12 protein-coding genes are annotated in these 14,368 nt (G+C 74.3%); 1 reads left to right on the plus strand and 11 read right to left on the minus strand.

What is annotated here, in order from left to right; genetic code table 11:
• Positions 1-5 precede the first annotated feature (5 nt).
• The 11 genes from NOCA_RS18925 to NOCA_RS18975 form a co-directional block, all read right to left on the minus strand.
• Positions 6-1,022, minus strand: coding sequence for a methionine synthase (locus NOCA_RS18925; protein WP_011756877.1), 1,017 nt, complete (start codon positions 1,020-1,022; stop codon positions 6-8).
• On the minus strand, positions 1,019-2,119 hold the full coding sequence (gene mnmA / locus NOCA_RS18930; RefSeq protein ID WP_011756878.1) for a tRNA 2-thiouridine(34) synthase MnmA: 1,101 nt from the start codon (positions 2,117-2,119) through the stop codon (positions 1,019-1,021). The genes NOCA_RS18925 and mnmA overlap by 4 nt, the downstream gene beginning before the upstream one ends.
• 7 nt (positions 2,120-2,126) lie before the next feature.
• Entirely contained in the window at positions 2,127-3,326 is a 1,200-nt protein-coding gene (locus tag NOCA_RS18935; protein WP_011756879.1) for a cysteine desulfurase family protein, read from the minus strand.
• Between the two features lie 79 nt (positions 3,327-3,405).
• A complete protein-coding gene (locus tag NOCA_RS18940; protein ID WP_011756880.1) occupies positions 3,406-4,008 on the minus strand; it encodes an endonuclease/exonuclease/phosphatase family protein in 603 nt (200 codons plus the stop codon).
• Positions 4,009-4,043: 35 nt separating this feature from the next.
• The gene (proB, locus tag NOCA_RS18945) at positions 4,044-5,159 is read right to left on the minus strand and encodes a glutamate 5-kinase (protein ID WP_011756881.1); all 1,116 of its coding nucleotides are present in this window, start codon (positions 5,157-5,159) and stop codon (positions 4,044-4,046) included.
• Between the two features lie 18 nt (positions 5,160-5,177).
• Positions 5,178-6,728, minus strand: coding sequence for a GTPase ObgE (obgE, locus tag NOCA_RS18950; RefSeq protein ID WP_011756882.1), 1,551 nt, complete (start codon positions 6,726-6,728; stop codon positions 5,178-5,180).
• Between the two features lie 97 nt (positions 6,729-6,825).
• A complete protein-coding gene (rpmA, locus tag NOCA_RS18955) occupies positions 6,826-7,080 on the minus strand; it encodes a 50S ribosomal protein L27 (protein ID WP_011756883.1) in 255 nt (84 codons plus the stop codon).
• 31 nt (positions 7,081-7,111) lie between these two features.
• Positions 7,112-7,420 carry a 50S ribosomal protein L21 gene (gene rplU, locus NOCA_RS18960; RefSeq protein WP_011756884.1) on the minus strand — a complete coding sequence of 103 codons (309 nt, stop codon included), beginning with the start codon at positions 7,418-7,420 and terminating at the stop codon, positions 7,112-7,114.
• A gap of 165 nt (positions 7,421-7,585) precedes the next feature.
• Complete coding sequence (locus tag NOCA_RS18965) at positions 7,586-10,798, minus strand: Rne/Rng family ribonuclease (RefSeq protein ID WP_011756885.1); 3,213 nt, start codon at positions 10,796-10,798, stop codon at positions 7,586-7,588.
• Positions 10,799-11,146: 348 nt separating this feature from the next.
• Positions 11,147-11,857: a TIGR03936 family radical SAM-associated protein gene (locus NOCA_RS18970; RefSeq protein WP_011756886.1), complete on the minus strand. Its 711-nt coding sequence runs from the start codon at positions 11,855-11,857 to the stop codon at positions 11,147-11,149.
• A 17-nt stretch (positions 11,858-11,874) separates the two neighbouring features.
• Positions 11,875-13,065, minus strand: a complete 1,191-nt coding sequence (locus NOCA_RS18975; RefSeq protein WP_011756887.1) for a winged helix DNA-binding domain-containing protein — start codon at positions 13,063-13,065, stop codon at positions 11,875-11,877.
• Between the two features lie 50 nt (positions 13,066-13,115).
• On the opposite strand from NOCA_RS18975, the gene NOCA_RS18980 reads away from it, so the two are divergent.
• Positions 13,116-14,321, plus strand: coding sequence for an MFS transporter (locus NOCA_RS18980; RefSeq protein WP_041546683.1), 1,206 nt, complete (start codon positions 13,116-13,118; stop codon positions 14,319-14,321).
• Positions 14,322-14,368 lie beyond the last annotated feature (47 nt).

A 14,368-nucleotide genomic window follows, 5' to 3' on the forward strand; every position in this document is an offset into this window, starting at 1 on the left:
CCGGCTCAGCCGGACAGGCTGGCCGCGCTGGTGCGCAGCAGCCCCAGCGCCCGGCGTACCCACGTCGGGGTCGCACCGGCGAAGCCGCAGCCGGCGGTGACGACCAGCCGGTCGGCCACCTCGGCGGGGTCGAGGCCGACCATGTCGAGCCAGCGGAGCACCGACTCGGTGACCCCCGCGTCGGTGGGCGCGGTCGGCGGGTCCGACGCGGGCACGACGCCGAGCGCGACCGTGCCGCCGGCCTCGAGCGCCTCGGCGACGGCGTCGTGGTCGGCGGCCGTCGCCACGGCGAGGTCGACCGAGAGTCCCCGGGCACCGGCTCCGGTGAGCAGCCGGACCGGGGCGTCCGGCGCGCAGGTGTGCACCCACGGTTCGGCGCCGGCGGCCGACACGGCGCCGAGCACCCATTCGAGCGCCTCGGCGGCCTCGGGGGGATGGACGCTACGGTGCCGGCCGAAGCCGGACGCGGTCGGGACCTTCCCGGCGAGGACGGCGGCGATCGCCGGCTCGTCGACCTGCACGACCAGGCGCTGCACGTCCGGCAGCCGCCGGCGGACGTCGCGGACGTGGTCGCCGAGCCCCTCGGCGAGCGCCTGAGCCAGCTCGCGACGGGCGCCGGCGTCGCTGACGATCTTGTCACCGCGGGGCTTCTCGACGGTGGCGGCCAGGGTCCACGGGCCGGCGACCTGGATCTTGAAGGCGCCGGCCAGCCCGGCCGCCTCCTCCTCCAGTGTGTCCAGGTCCTGGGCGAGCAGGCTGCGGGCCCGGCGGTGGTCGACGCCGGATCCGCCGTGGGTGCCGGTGAGCCGCCACCCGGCCGGTTGGAGATCGGCCGTCAACTCCGCGACGACCGCGAGGCCGCGTCCGGTGAGGGTGGCGGTTGCACCGCGACCGGGGACCTCCGGCAGGTGCGGAAGGCCGGTGCCGCCCTCCCCCAGCTCGCCGAGCACCGTGCGGACCGCCTCGTCGTACGCCGCCTGGTCGACGCCCGGGTAGGAGCCGACACCCGTTGCGAGCGTCATCGCGCGGCCACGCGGTCGGTGGCGGAGATCGTGGCCGAGCCGACGACGCGGCTCCCGTCGTACAGGACCGCGGCCTGGCCCGGCGCGATGCCGTACGCCGGCTCCAGCAGCTCGATGTCCACCTCGTCGCCGTCGCGGACCAGGACGGCCCGGTGCTCCTCGCCGTGCGCGCGCAGCTGCACCGTGCCGCTCAGCCGGTCGGGGACGGTGCCGCACCAGCGGGGGCGGATGCCGCGCAGCCGGTGGACGGCGAGCCGCTCGTGCGGGCCCACGGTGACGGTGCCCGAGACCGGCTCGATGTCCAGCACGAAGCGCGGCCGGCCGTCCGGGGCCGGCCGGCCGATCCGCAGGCCCTTGCGCTGGCCGATCGTGAAGCCGTAGCTGCCCTCGTGGCGACCGAGCACCTCGCCGGTGTCGTCGTCGACGATCGTGCCCTCGTGGTGGGGCGCACGGTCGCCGAGCTTCTCGCGCAGCCAGCCGGCGTTGTCGCCGTCGGCGATGAAGCAGATGTCGTGGCTGTCCGGCTTGTCGGCGACCAGCAGCCCCCGCTCGGCCGCCTCGCGGCGGACCTCGTCCTTGGTGGACCCGCCGAGCGGGAAGAGCGAGTGGCGCAGCTGGCCCTGGTCGAGCACGCCCAGCACGTAGGACTGGTCCTTGCCGTGGTCGACGGCCCGGTGCATCTCGACGAGACCGTCGGCGCCCGCCACCAGGCGGGCGTAGTGGCCGGTCGCGACGGCGTCGAAGCCCAGCCCGAGCGCGCGGTCCAGGACGGCGGCGAACTTGATCTTCTCGTTGCAGCGCAGGCACGGGTTGGGCGTGCGGCCGGCGGCGTACTCGGCCATGAAGTCCTCGACCACGTCCTCGTGGAACCGGTCGGACAGGTCCCAGACATAGAACGGGATGCCGATCACGTCGGCGGCGCGCCTGGCGTCGTTGCTGTCCTCGATCGTGCAGCAGCCGCGCGCGCCCGAGCGGTAGGACTGCGGGTTGCGCGAGAGCGCGAGGTGGATGCCGGTGACGTCGTGCCCCGCCTCGGCCGCGCGCGCAGCGGCCACCGCGGAGTCGACGCCGCCGGACATGGCGGCGAGGACCCTCATCCCGCGATCACCTCCGGGCGGCCCGGGCCCGCTCGACGACCGGCCCGATCGCCTCGGCGACGGCGTCGACGTCGGCCGCGGTGGTCGTGTGACCGAGCGAGAAGCGCAGCGAGTGGCGGGCCTGGTCGGCGTCGCAGCCCATCGCGAGGAGCACGTGGGAGGGCTGGGGCACGCCGGCGGAGCAGGCCGATCCCGTGGAGCACTCGATGCCGCGCGCGTCGAGCAGCATCAGCAGCGAGTCGCCCTCGCAGCCGGGGAAGCCGAGGTGGGCGTTGCCCGGGAGCCGCTCGGTCCCCCCGAGGTCCAGCGCCGCGCCGTGCAGGTGCGCGTCGGGCACCACCTCGATCACCCGGCGGACCAGCTCGTCACGCAGCGCGCCGATGTGCGTCGCGTGGTCGGCCTGGTGCTTGACGGCCAGCTCGACGGCGGCGGCGAACCCGGCGATCGCCGGGGTGTCGAGGGTGCCACTGCGGATGTCGCGCTCCTGGCCGCCGCCGTGGACCAGCGGCCGCACCGGCACCTCCCGGCGCACCACGAGCGCGCCCACGCCGTACGGCCCGCCGAGCTTGTGGCCGGTGAGGGTCAGTGCGTCGATGCCCGATGCGGCGAAGTCGACCGGCACGTGCCCGACGGCCTGCACGGCGTCGGTGTGCACCGGGATGCCGTGCTCGGCCGCGAGCGCCACGACGTCGTGGATCGGCTGGAGGGTGCCGACCTCGTTGTTGGCCCACATCACCGAGACGACGGCGACCGACGCGGGGTCACGCTCGATGGCGGAGCGCAGTGCGTCGACGTCGAGCCGGGCCCGGTCGTCGACCGGCAGCAGCTCGACCTCGGCGCCCTCGGCGTGGCCCAGCCAGTGCACGGCGTCGAGCACCGCGTGGTGCTCGACCGCGGTGGTCAGCACACGGGTGCGGCGGGCGTCCTCGTCGCGGCGGGACCAGAAGATCCCCTTGACCGCCAGGTTGTCGGCCTCGGTGCCGCCGGAGGTGAACACGACCTCTCCCGGCCGACAGTTCAGCGCCTGCGCGATCGTCTCCCGCGACTCCTCGACGACCCGGCGAGCTCGGCGGCCGGACGCGTGCAGCGAACTCGGATTGCCGACCTCGCGCAGGTGCGCGGTCATCGCCTCCACCGCCGCGGGGACCATCGGGGTGGTCGCGGCGTGGTCGAGGTAGACGGTCCGGCTCGGGGCAGCTGCAGTCATCGCACCGACCAGCGTACGGCGCCGCCGGACTCGGCCACCAACGGACCGGCCCCCTCGGACGTGCGCCGGGGCCGGAGCGTCACGTGCGGGCGAGGACCGCGACGACCGCCCGGTGGTCGCTGCTGGGCAGGTCGGCGGTGCGGACCGAGACCACCGCGAGCCGCGAGCCGACGAGCACGTGGTCGATCCGGGTGAGCGGTGGCGCCGCGAGCCCGATGACCTGCCAGCGGCCGCCGGCCGGCCAGGTGCGCTGGCAGCCCCCGTTCGCGAGCTCGACTGCGTCCCGCAGGCCCGTGTCGGTGAGCGCCCGCATCGGCGCATGGTCGTCGGTGGCGTTGAGGTCGCCGAGCACCAGGTCGGGGTCGTGCCGGCGTACGGCGTCCAGCAGCGCCGCGTGGTCGGAGCGCCACAGGTCCGGCTCGGTCGGCGCCTGCGGGTGCGTCGGGACCACCACCAGGTCGCCCGCCCGGACCACGCAGCCGTCGTACCAGGTGGCGGTGCGCTCGGGGCGGCCGAGCTCGGTCGAGCTGAAGACCATGGTCCCGTGCCCGTCGCTGCGCGGCTCCCCCGCGTGGTAGGGCAGCCCGGGGGCTGGGGCGGCGGTAGCTGGCCCGGGTCGGTTTCCCCGGTGAACCGGGGAAACCGGAACTGTTGGGCCAAAATTTCGGGCCAGAAGTTCCAACTTCCCCGGTGAACCGGGGAAACCGCCACCCCCGTCTACAGCAGGACCAGGTCGTCGCGGTGGACGACCTCGCGCTCGTAGCCCGCCCCGAGCTCGCGCTTGAGCTCGTGGGAGGAGCGGCCGAGGAGGTTCGGGAGCTCCTCGGCGTCGAAGTTGACCAGGCCGCGCGCGACCGGGGTGCCGTCCGGCGCGGCGATGTCCACCGGGTCGCCCGCGTGGAAGGTCCCCTCGACCCCGGTGATCCCGGCGGCCAGCAGCGAGGCCCGGCGCTCGACGACGGCGCGGACCGCGCCCGCGTCCAGCAGCAGCGTCCCCTTCGGCTCGGTCGCGTGGGCCAGCCACAGCAACCGGGTCGGCCGCCGTCGGCCGGTGGCGTGGAACAGCGTTCCGACCGGCTCCCCGAGCAGCGCGGCCGGCGCGCGCTCGGCGGAGGTGAGCACGACGGGGATCCCGGCACCGGTCGCGATCCGGGCGGCGTCGATCTTGGTGTGCATGCCACCGGTGCCGAGGCCGGCGGCGCCGGCCTTGCCGATGCGTACGTCGGCGAGGTCGTGGACCGAGACGACGTCGGGCAGCATCGAGCTGCCCGGCGCGGCCGGGTCGGCGTCGTACAGGCCCTCGACGTCGGAGAGCAGCACCAGCAGGTCGGCGTGCACCAGGTGTGCGACGAGGGCCGCCAGCCGGTCGTTGTCGCCGAACCGGATCTCGCTGGTCGCGACGGTGTCGTTCTCGTTGACGATCGGCAGCACGCCGAGCTCGAGCAGCTTGGCGAAGGTCTGGTAGGCGTTGCGGTAGTGCGAGCGGCGGGTGACGTCGTCGACGGTGAGCAGCACCTGGCCGGCGACCACGCCGTGCCGGGCGAGCTCCTCGTTGTAGCGGTGCACGAGCAGCCCCTGCCCGACGGAGGCGGCGGCCTGCTGGGCGGGGAGGGAGCGGGGCCGGCGCCGCAGCCCGAGCGGCGCCAGTCCGGCAGCGATCGCGCCCGAGGAGACCAGCACCACCTCGCTGCCGCCGGCGCGCAACTTCGCGAGCACGTCGACGAGGTCGCGCACGCGGCCCGGGTCGATGCCGCCGGCCGCCGTGGTGAGCGAGGAGGAACCGATCTTGACGACGATCCGCTTCGCCTCGGTGACCTCGTGGCGCAGGCTCATGACTGCCTCATCTCCTGCTCATTCCCCGAGATCCTCCTCGGCCCAGTCCGGGTCGTCCCTGCCGCCGATCTCGTAGGACTGCGGCCCGTAGGCTCCGCCGTCCTCACGGGCGGGCCGGTCGAGCCGACGGGCGACGTCAGCGCGGGTCTCGCCCTCAGCCCGGTCCGCCATCGCCTCCTCGATGGCCCGGCGGCGCCGCGCCGCGGGCCGCGACTCGTCGAAGCGCTGGTCCTCGCCGCGCCGGCTGAGGATCTCGGCCGCCGCGTCGACCCCGGGCTTGAAGTCGAACACGACCGCGTTCTCGGGGTCGCCGATGAGGACGGCGTCCCCCTCCTCCGCACCCATCTCGGCCAGCCGGGTCTCGACGCCGAGCCGGTTGAGCCGGTCGGCGAGGAAGCCCACGGCCTCGTCGTTGCTGAAGTCGGTCTGCCGCACCCAGCGCTCCGGCTTCTCGCCCCGGACCCGCCAGCCGTCCGGGGTCGCGGTGACGGTGAACGCGTCGCTGCCGTCGACCGAGGGCGGGCGCAGCACGATCCGGGTGGCCTCGACCGCCGGCTTCGCGGCGCGGGCCGCCTCGACGATGCCCGCCATCGCGAAGGTGAGCTCGCGCAGGCCCTCGCCGGAGGCCGCGGAGACCTCGAAGACGCGCAGCCCGCGCTGGCGCAGCTCGTCGACGACGAAGCCGGCGATGTCGCGGCCGTCCGGGACGTCGACCTTGTTCAGCGCCACCAGGCGCGGCCGGTCCTCGAGGCCGCCGTACCGGGTCAGCTCGTTCTCGATCACGTCGAGGTCGTCGACCGGGTTGCGGCCCGGCTCGATGCTCGCGGTGTCCACCACGTGCACGATCGCGGCGCAGCGCTCGATGTGGCGCAGGAAGTCGTGGCCGAGGCCACGGCCCTCGCTCGCGCCCTCGATCAGGCCGGGCACGTCGGCGACGGTGAACGTCGTGTCGCCGGCGGACACCACGCCGAGGTTGGGCACCAGGGTCGTGAACGGGTAGTCGGCGATCTTGGGCCGGGCCCGCGAGATCGCCGCGATCAGGCTGGACTTGCCGGCGCTGGGGAACCCGACCAACCCGATGTCGGCCACCACCTTGAGCTCGAGCACGATCTCCAGCTCGTCGCCCGGCTCGCCGAGCAGCGCGAAGCCGGGCGCCTTGCGCTTGGCCGAGGCCAGTGCCGCGTTGCCGAGACCACCCCGGCCGCCCTGGGCGACGACCAGCTCGGTGCCGGGTCCGACCAGGTCGGCCAGCAGGTGTCCCTGCGGGTCGCTCACGACCGTGCCGTCCGGCACCGGGAGCACCAGGTCGGCGCCGTGAGCGCCGTTGCGGTGCGCACCCGCGCCGTGACCGCCGTGCTCGGCGCGCCGCTTGGGGCTGTGGTGGTAGTCCAGCAACGTGGTCACGTCGGGGTCGACCCGCAGGGTCACCGATCCGCCCGGACCACCGTTGCCGCCGTCGGGGCCGCCGAGCGGCTTGAACTTCTCCCGGTGCACGGACGCCACGCCGTTGCCGCCGCGCCCGGCGCTGACGTGCAGCGTCACGCGGTCGACGAAGGTCGGGACTGCCATGGTGCCTACTCTCTCGGAGAACTCGGTGGAAATGCAGAAACGGGCGCCCCGTCAGGGACGCCCGTTCGCAGCTGCTGCGTGGGATGCGAGCGTCAGGTCACTCGCCCGGGACGATGTTCACGACGCGGCGACCGCGACGCGTGCCGAACTGGACGGCACCGGCGACCAGCGCGAACAGGGTGTCGTCACCGCCGCGGCCGACGCCGCTGCCCGGGTGGAAGTGGGTGCCCCGCTGGCGCACGATGATCTCGCCGGCGTTGACGACCTGGCCGCCGTACCGCTTGACGCCGAGGCGCTGGGAGTTGGAGTCGCGGCCGTTCTTGGTGGACGCCGCGCCCTTCTTGTGTGCCATTTCGTGTCCTTCTCGGGTGCTCGAGCGGTGCTCAGAGGGAGATGTCGGTGACCTTGACCTGGGTGTACTTCTGCCGGTGACCCTGGCGCTTCTTGTAGCCGGTCTTGTTCTTGTACTTCTGGATCACGATCTTGGGACCCTTGGTGCCACCGAGGACCTCCGCCGTCACCGACGCCTTGTCGAGCTTCTTGGCGTCCGAGGTGACGGTCTCGCCGTCGACGACGAGGACGACCGGCAGCGTCACCTTCTCGCCAGCCGCGGTCTCGACCTGGTCGATCTCGATGACGTCGCCCACGGCAACCTTCTGCTGCTTGGCGCCTGCGCGCACGATCGCGTACACCGCGGTCTCCTTCGTCGGGTCTGATGCGTTACGTCGGGGTCTGGGGCGCACACGGTCGGGCGCCGCACAGAAGAGGCACGCCTGGACGCACCGAGGATCAATACTACGGATCGGGCACCACTACGGCAAAACCGGAGCCGGACCGGGACCGGCCCCGGGACCGCCTCAGCGCTTCCGTGAGCCCTTCTTCTTGATCGGCACGTGCTCGATGGCCGGGACGTCGTCGGTCTCGGCCTCCGCCGTGCCGGGCTCGACCACACCGCTCACGGGCGGCACGCCGACGCTGCCGATGGCCCCCGGCGGGGGCGTCTCGGCCACCGGGCTGGCCGGGCTGGCCGGCGCCTCGGTGACCGGCGGGCCTGCGGGCCGGCTGGCGGATCGACGCCGGGTCCGGGTGACGACCTTCGGGGGCTCCGGCACCGGGTCCGGAACCGGCTCCCCGACCGCCTCGGGGACGGCTTCCTCGGCCGGCTCCGCGACGACCGGCTCCGCGACGACCGGCTCCGCGACGGGCTCTGCTGCGGGCGCCGTGGCCGTCGTGGCCGTCGTCGGGGTGCCGGCGGGCCGGCTCGCGCTGCGCCGACGGCTGCGGGTCACGACCTTGGGCGGCTCGGGCTCGGCGGGCGTCTCGGGCTCAGGCGGTGTCTCGACGGGCGCCGCCGCCTCGACCGGCTGGTCCGTGGGTCGCTCCGGGGTCTCCTCGGCCGCCACCGGTGGCACCTCGTCGACCTCCGGCACCGCCGCCTCGGTCGCCGCGTCGGTCGCTGCCTCGGTGGAGAGGTCGGCGCTGTCGGGCCGGGCCATCGCGGCCACGTCCTTGGGCGAAGGAGCCTTCTGCGGCGCGCTCGCCGCCGCGTCCTGGTCGGAGCCTCGGCCTCGGCCACCGCGACCGCGGCGGCCCGAGCCGCGGCGGGAGTCGTCCTCCGCGCGCCGGGGCTCGACCGGCGCCTCGTGCACCAGCACGCCGCGTCCCTGGCAGTGCTCGCAGGTCTCGCTGAACGCCTCGAGCAGTCCGGTGCCGATCCGCTTGCGGGTCATCTGCACGAGCCCGAGCGAGGTCACCTCGGCGACCTGGTGGCGGGTCCGGTCGCGGCCGAGGCACTCCACCAGGCGGCGCAGCACGAGGTCGCGGTTGGACTCCAGGACCATGTCGATGAAGTCGACGACGATGATGCCGCCGATGTCGCGCAGCCGGAGCTGGCGGACGATCTCCTCGGCCGCCTCCAGGTTGTTCTTGGTGACGGTCTCCTCGAGGTTGCCGCCCGAGCCGGTGAACTTGCCGGTGTTCACGTCGACGACGGTCATCGCCTCGGTACGGTCGATGATCAGCGAGCCGCCCGACGGCAGCCAGACCTTGCGGTCCAGCCCCTTGGCGATCTGCTCGTCGATCCGGTACTCCGCGAACACGTCGGCCTTGCCGCCCGCCCCGTCCGCGCCGGGGTCGTAGCGCTCGAGCCGGGCCTCCAGATCGGGCGCGACGTGGTGGACGTAGCCCTGCACCGTGTCCCAGGCGTCCTCGCCCTGGATCACCAGCTTGGAGAAGTCCTCGGTGAACAGGTCTCGGACGACCTTGAGGGTCAGGTCCGGCTCGCCGTAGAGGAGCTGGGGGGCGCTGCCCTTGGCCTTGCCCTCGATGTCCTCCCAGCGGGCCTTGAGCCGCTCCACGTCCCGGGTGAGCTCCTCCTCGCTGGCGCCCTCCGCGGCCGTGCGAACGATGACGCCGGCGCTGTCGGGGACGATCTCCTTGAGCAGCGCCTTGAGCCGGGTGCGCTCGGTGTCGGGGAGCTTGCGGGAGATGCCGCTGGTGGTGCCGTCGGGCACGTAGACCAGGAACCGGCCCGCGAGACTGATCTGGCTGGTCAGGCGGGCGCCCTTGTGACCGATCGGGTCCTTGGTGACCTGCACCAGCACGGACTGGCCCGAGGAGAGGACCGACTCGATCTTGCGCGGCTGCCCGTCCTTGTGGCCCAGCGCCGACCAGTTGACCTCACCGGCGTACAACACCGCGTTCCGGCCCTTGCCGATGTCGATGAACGCCGCCTCCATGGAGGGCAGCACGTTCTGCACGCGGCCGAGGTAGACGTTGCCGATCAGCGAGGTCTGCGACTCGCGCGCGACGTAGTGCTCGACCAGGACCCGGTCCTCGAGGACGCCGATCTGGGTCAGGTCCTCGCGCTGGCGGACGACCATGACCCGGTCGACCGACTCACGGCGGGCGAGGAACTCCGCCTCGCTGACGATCGGGGCGCGCCGACGGCCGGCCTCGCGGCCCTCGCGCCGCCGCTGCTTCTTGGCCTCGAGGCGGGTGGAGCCGGAGACCGCGGTGATCTCGTCCTCCGCGGAGCGGCGGCTGCGGACCCGGGTGACGGTGCCCTCGGGGTCCTCGGCGGACGCGCCGCCGTCCTCGCCCGAACGGCGGCGCCGGCGGCGCCGGCGCGAGCTGCTCTCGCCCCCCGACTCACCACCCGACTCGGGGCCGGAGTCCTCGGCGGCCGCGGCGTCGGAGCGGTCCGAGGCGTCCTCGGCGTCCTCACCGGGGCCCGCGTGTGCCGCGTCACCCGAGCCGCTGTCACCGTCACCGGCCTTGCGCCGACGGCGCCCGCCACGGCGGCGACGACGACGGCCGGTGCCCTCGCCACCGGTCTCGGCGCTCTCGGCATCCTCGGGCTGCGTGGTCTCGTCGTCCTCGTCCTCGGTAGCGGTCTCGGGCTGGTCGCTGGATCCGTCGGCCTTGCGCCCGCCGCCCTTCTTGGCGGCGGTCTTCTTGGCAGCGGTCTTCTTGGCGGCGGTCTTCTTCGCCGGCCGGGCCGACTCCTCGGCCGTCTCGGCACTGTCGGCGGCCGCCTGGTCCTCGTCCGGAGCCGTCGCGGCGGCCTTCTTGGCCGGGGCCTTCTTGGCCGCGGCCTTCTTGGCGGTCTTCTTCGCGGGCTTCGTCGACTCGGGTGCCTGGAACAGCACCGCGGGGGCGGCCGGCCCGGCCTGCTCGGTCGTCGGCTGGGCGAGCGGGTCGCCGTGGGGCGGGGTCGGCGCCTCCTCGGCCGGTACCGGCTCGGCCGCTGCCTTCTTCGCCGCCGACTTCTTGGCCACGGCCTTCGCGGGGGCCTTCTTCGCGGCGGCCTTCTTGGCGGCCGTCTTCTTCGCGGCGGTCTTCTTCGCGGGCGCCTCGACCGCGGCGTCGCCGCCTGCGTCGGCGGGCGCGTCGAGGAGGGGCGCGTCGACGAGGGTGTCGGCCGGCTCCGCGGCGGCGGCCTTCTTCGCGGTCCTCTTGGCCGCGGTCTTGCGAGCGGTCGCCTTCTTGGCGGCCGGCTTCTCTGCTGTGGGCGCCTGCTCGGGCGCGTCGGTGGTGGGTTCTGCTCCGGCCTGGAGGTCGTCGGGCATCGTGTGTGCTCCTAGGCCCGAACGGCGTGCGCCCGGGCGGGTCCGACGTCGCCCGCCCGGGTGTTCAGAGCGGGCGACGCAAAGCCTGTCGTGTGGCGGCGACACCCTCCGCGGTGCGTCACCGGTGCACGTCGCCCCACCTGCCGCGGTCGCCTGGCCTGAGTCCCTGGGACTCGCGGTGGGTCGCTGTCACCGACCTACCGGGCCGCGTCGCGGTCTGGTGGAACGACATCCAGCCAGCGTGCCGACCCTGGGTGGGCCGGCGAGAACGTCGTCGTACCGTTCCGGGCAGGTTGCCCGGGCCGATCCCTGCGAGTATCGCACACGTCGCGGTGGTGGCCGTCACCGTCAGCCGCCCAGCGGGTCGCCGATCTCTCCGGTGGTGGGGTCGAGCGGGCCCTGGGCGAGCCGGGTGAGCAGCGGGGCGCCGGGCATCTCGAGGCCGGAGACCGCGGTCAGTCCGGCCAGCACGTCGTCCGGGCGCACCGACGGGACGCCGTGCCGGAGCACCAGGTCGAGGCGGGTGCCGGTCCCGTGCGGCTCCGCGGCGAGCGCGATCACGGCCGCGCGGCAGTCGAAGTCGCGCAGCCCCTTCTTGGTCATCCGCTGCACCGGCACGGCCTCCGCCGCAAGGAAGGTCGTGACAGCCGGGCCGGTGACCTCCGGAGCGACCTCGAGGTCGAGCAGCCAGTGGCTCGCCTCCAGGAGGTCCGCGAGGGAGCCCCCGGCGGCTTCCACCACCTCGACGACGTCGAGGCCGTCGGGCAGCGCCTCCTCCAGGGCGGCGCGCACGGTTGCGGGGTCGCGGACCTCGGCCAGCCCGATCTCGAGGTACTCGGCCTCGCTCGCGGACCCGGTGGGCGCAGCGCCGGCGTACGAGATCCGCGGGTGCGGGTTGAACCCCGAGGAGTAGGCCATCGGGACCCGCGCGCGGAAGACCGCCCGCTCGAAGGCCCGGCTGAAGTCGCGGTGGCTGGTGAACCGGAGCCGGCCGCGCTTGGCGTAGCGGATCCGCAGCCGCTGGACGGGTGGGGCTTGCTGCTCGGGCTGGTCGCGCACCGGTCAAGGCTACGGGTTCAGCGCGCGACGGCCTGCTTCATCGCCGCAGACGGGTAGACCGTGCTGACCCGATCGCCTCCCAGCCACGCGGTCAGCCGGGCCGCCTCGACCTCCAGCGCGGCGGCGCCGTCGCTGCCCACGTCCTCGAGGAGGTTGAGCAGCACCAGGCCGTCGGGGTCCTGCACCCAGCAGCCGACGACCCGGCCGTCCCACCAGACGGTGGTGCCGGCGTTGCCGTTCGCGTCGAACAGGGCCGGCGCGTGCGGTCCGAGGAAGAAGGACCGCTCCTTCCAGCCCATCACGGTCGGGTCGAGCACCGGCAGGAGCGCCGCCCACGGCTCGATGTCGGGCTCGGGGTCGACGGCCAGCGGGTCGTCGGGCAGCAGCCACCCGGCGCCACCGCCCTCCAGCGCGACCTCGACCGCGGCGACGTCGGCGAGCGCGGCGCGGACCGCGCCCTTGGTGGCGCCCAGCCACCACACCAGGTCGGCCTCGGTGCCCGGCCCGAAGGTGCGCAGCCAGCGGCCGACCAGCTCGGCGTACCCCTCCCGCTCCTTGGCCGGCTCGGGCACCTCGCCCAGCCAGGTCGAGGTCAGGGTCCACTGCGGCCGGGCGGTGCGCCAATGGCCCGCGTTGCGGCCGCGGACGATGCTGCCCTCCACCCCGAGCTGGGTGAACAGCCGGGGCGCGATCGGGACGTGCCCGCCGTAGGACTTGCCGGGCGACATGTGCAGGCGCCCCTCGAGCTCGGGCAGCTCCTCGCGCAGCTGCGCGGCCGAGAGCTCCGAGCCGTCGGCGAGCCGGGTCAGGGTGGCAGCCTCGGCGGCCGCGACCCAGGCCTCGCCGTCGGCCGCGAGACCGGCGGCCTCGACGTCCTTGGCCAGTCGGGCGCGGTGGGCCCGGGCGACCCGGGCCGACGCGCTCCCCCAGGCGGCCGGCAGCAGGTCGCGCGGGAAGACGAACAGGGTGCGGCGCATCGCGAGCTGCTTGACCAGCGTGCGGTCGGCGTACAGCGCCCGGTCGACGTCGGCCACCGTGAGCCCGTCCGCCCGCGCCCACAAGGAGAGGTAGACCGTCGGTGCCTCGGTGGCGTGCAGCACCGTCATCGCGTACGTCGCCGCCTCGGGGCCGGCGGCGCGGTGGCCGGGTGCGAGGGCGTGGCGGCGCGCCAGTCGGGACCGGCGCTCGGTGTCGCGGATCTCTCGCATGGCGCCATCCTGCCGCCGCCCACCCCCGGCCGGGTGAGAGCATCGCCCGGGTGAGCACCCCCGCGCGCCGCACGGCCGCCCTCGTCCTGGTCGGCCTGGTCCTGCTGTCCTTCAACCTGCGCCCCGCCGCGATCAGCGTCGGGCCCGTGCTCGCGGAGGTCCGGGACGCGTACTCGATGTCGGGGGCGACCGCCGGGCTCCTCACGTCGCTGCCGGTGATCGCGTTCGCCGCGTTCGGCGCGCTCGCGCCCGCTGCCGCGCACCGGATCGGCATCCACCGGGTCACGCTGCTGGCGATCGTGGCCGCGATCGCCGGCCTCATCGGTCGGGTGCTGACCCACCGGGAGTCGGTGTTCCTGGTGCTCTCGCTCGTCGCCCTCGCGGGGATGGCGATGGCGAACGTGCTGCTCCCCTCGCTGGTGAAGCTGCACTTCCCCGACCGGATCGGCCGGGTCACCGCGATCTACACGACCGCGCTGTCCGTCGGCCTGACGGCGTCGCTGGTGCTGACCGTCCCGATCGCCGACGCGTTCGGCGGCTGGCGCTCCGGGCTGGGGGCCTGGGCCGTCCTCGCGGTGCTCGCCGCGGTGCCCTGGCTCTCCCTGATCGCCCACGATCGCCACCTCGAGAGTGCCCCGCGCTCGATCCGGTACGTCGACGTCGCTCGCACGCCGCTGGGCGTGGCGATGTCGTTGTTCTTCGGGCTGCAGTCGTTGCAGGCGTACGTGGTCTTCGGCTGGTTCCCGCAGCTGTGGCGCGACAGCGGCTACTCCGCGACCGTCGCCGGCGTGCTCGCAGGAGTCGTCGCCGGCATGAGCATCCCGCTGGCGCTGTGGCTGCCGAACGTGCTGGCCCGGAGTGAGGACCCGCGGCGGCTGATGTTCACGGTGATCGCGGCCTACCCCGTCGGCTACATCGGCCTGATGGTGGCGCCGTACGCCTTGGCGCCGGTGTGGGCCGTCGTCGTCGGTGTCGCCGCGGTGACCTTCCCCCTGATCCTGACCCTGATCGGCCTGCGAGCGCGCACCCCGCAGGGCACGGCGGCGCTGTCGGCGTTCACCCAGTCGACCGGCTACCTGGTTGCCGCGGTCGGCCCGTTCCTGATCGGCGTCGTGCACGACGCGTCCGGCGGCTGGAACCTGCCGCTGCTGATCCTGCTGCTGCTCGCCCTGCCGCTGTTCGCGCTCGCCGCGTACGTCGCGCGGCCGATGTACGTCGAGGACCAGCTCAAGCGCTCGGGCTCGCCGCGCACCTGATCACACGACGCTGAGCGGCAGCAGCTTCTGGCCCGTGGGGCCGATCT

The organism is Nocardioides sp. JS614, from assembly GCF_000015265.1.
Taxonomy (GTDB): domain Bacteria; phylum Actinomycetota; class Actinomycetes; order Propionibacteriales; family Nocardioidaceae; genus Nocardioides.

Excerpts from the sequence above, each read along its gene's own strand:
- NOCA_RS18925 (WP_011756877.1), bottom strand. The coding sequence starts at position 1,022 with ATGACGCTCGCAACGGGTGTCGGCTCCTACCCGGGCGTCGACCAGGCG.
- mnmA (WP_011756878.1), bottom strand. The coding sequence starts at position 2,119 with ATGAGGGTCCTCGCCGCCATGTCCGGCGGCGTCGACTCCGCGGTGGCC.
- NOCA_RS18935 (WP_011756879.1), bottom strand. The coding sequence starts at position 3,326 with ATGACTGCAGCTGCCCCGAGCCGGACCGTCTACCTCGACCACGCCGCG.
- proB (WP_011756881.1), bottom strand. The coding sequence starts at position 5,159 with ATGAGCCTGCGCCACGAGGTCACCGAGGCGAAGCGGATCGTCGTCAAG.
- obgE (WP_011756882.1), bottom strand. The coding sequence starts at position 6,728 with ATGGCAGTCCCGACCTTCGTCGACCGCGTGACGCTGCACGTCAGCGCC.
- rpmA (WP_011756883.1), bottom strand. The coding sequence starts at position 7,080 with ATGGCACACAAGAAGGGCGCGGCGTCCACCAAGAACGGCCGCGACTCC.
- NOCA_RS18965 (WP_011756885.1), bottom strand. The coding sequence starts at position 10,798 with ATGCCCGACGACCTCCAGGCCGGAGCAGAACCCACCACCGACGCGCCC.
- NOCA_RS18975 (WP_011756887.1), bottom strand. The coding sequence starts at position 13,065 with ATGCGAGAGATCCGCGACACCGAGCGCCGGTCCCGACTGGCGCGCCGC.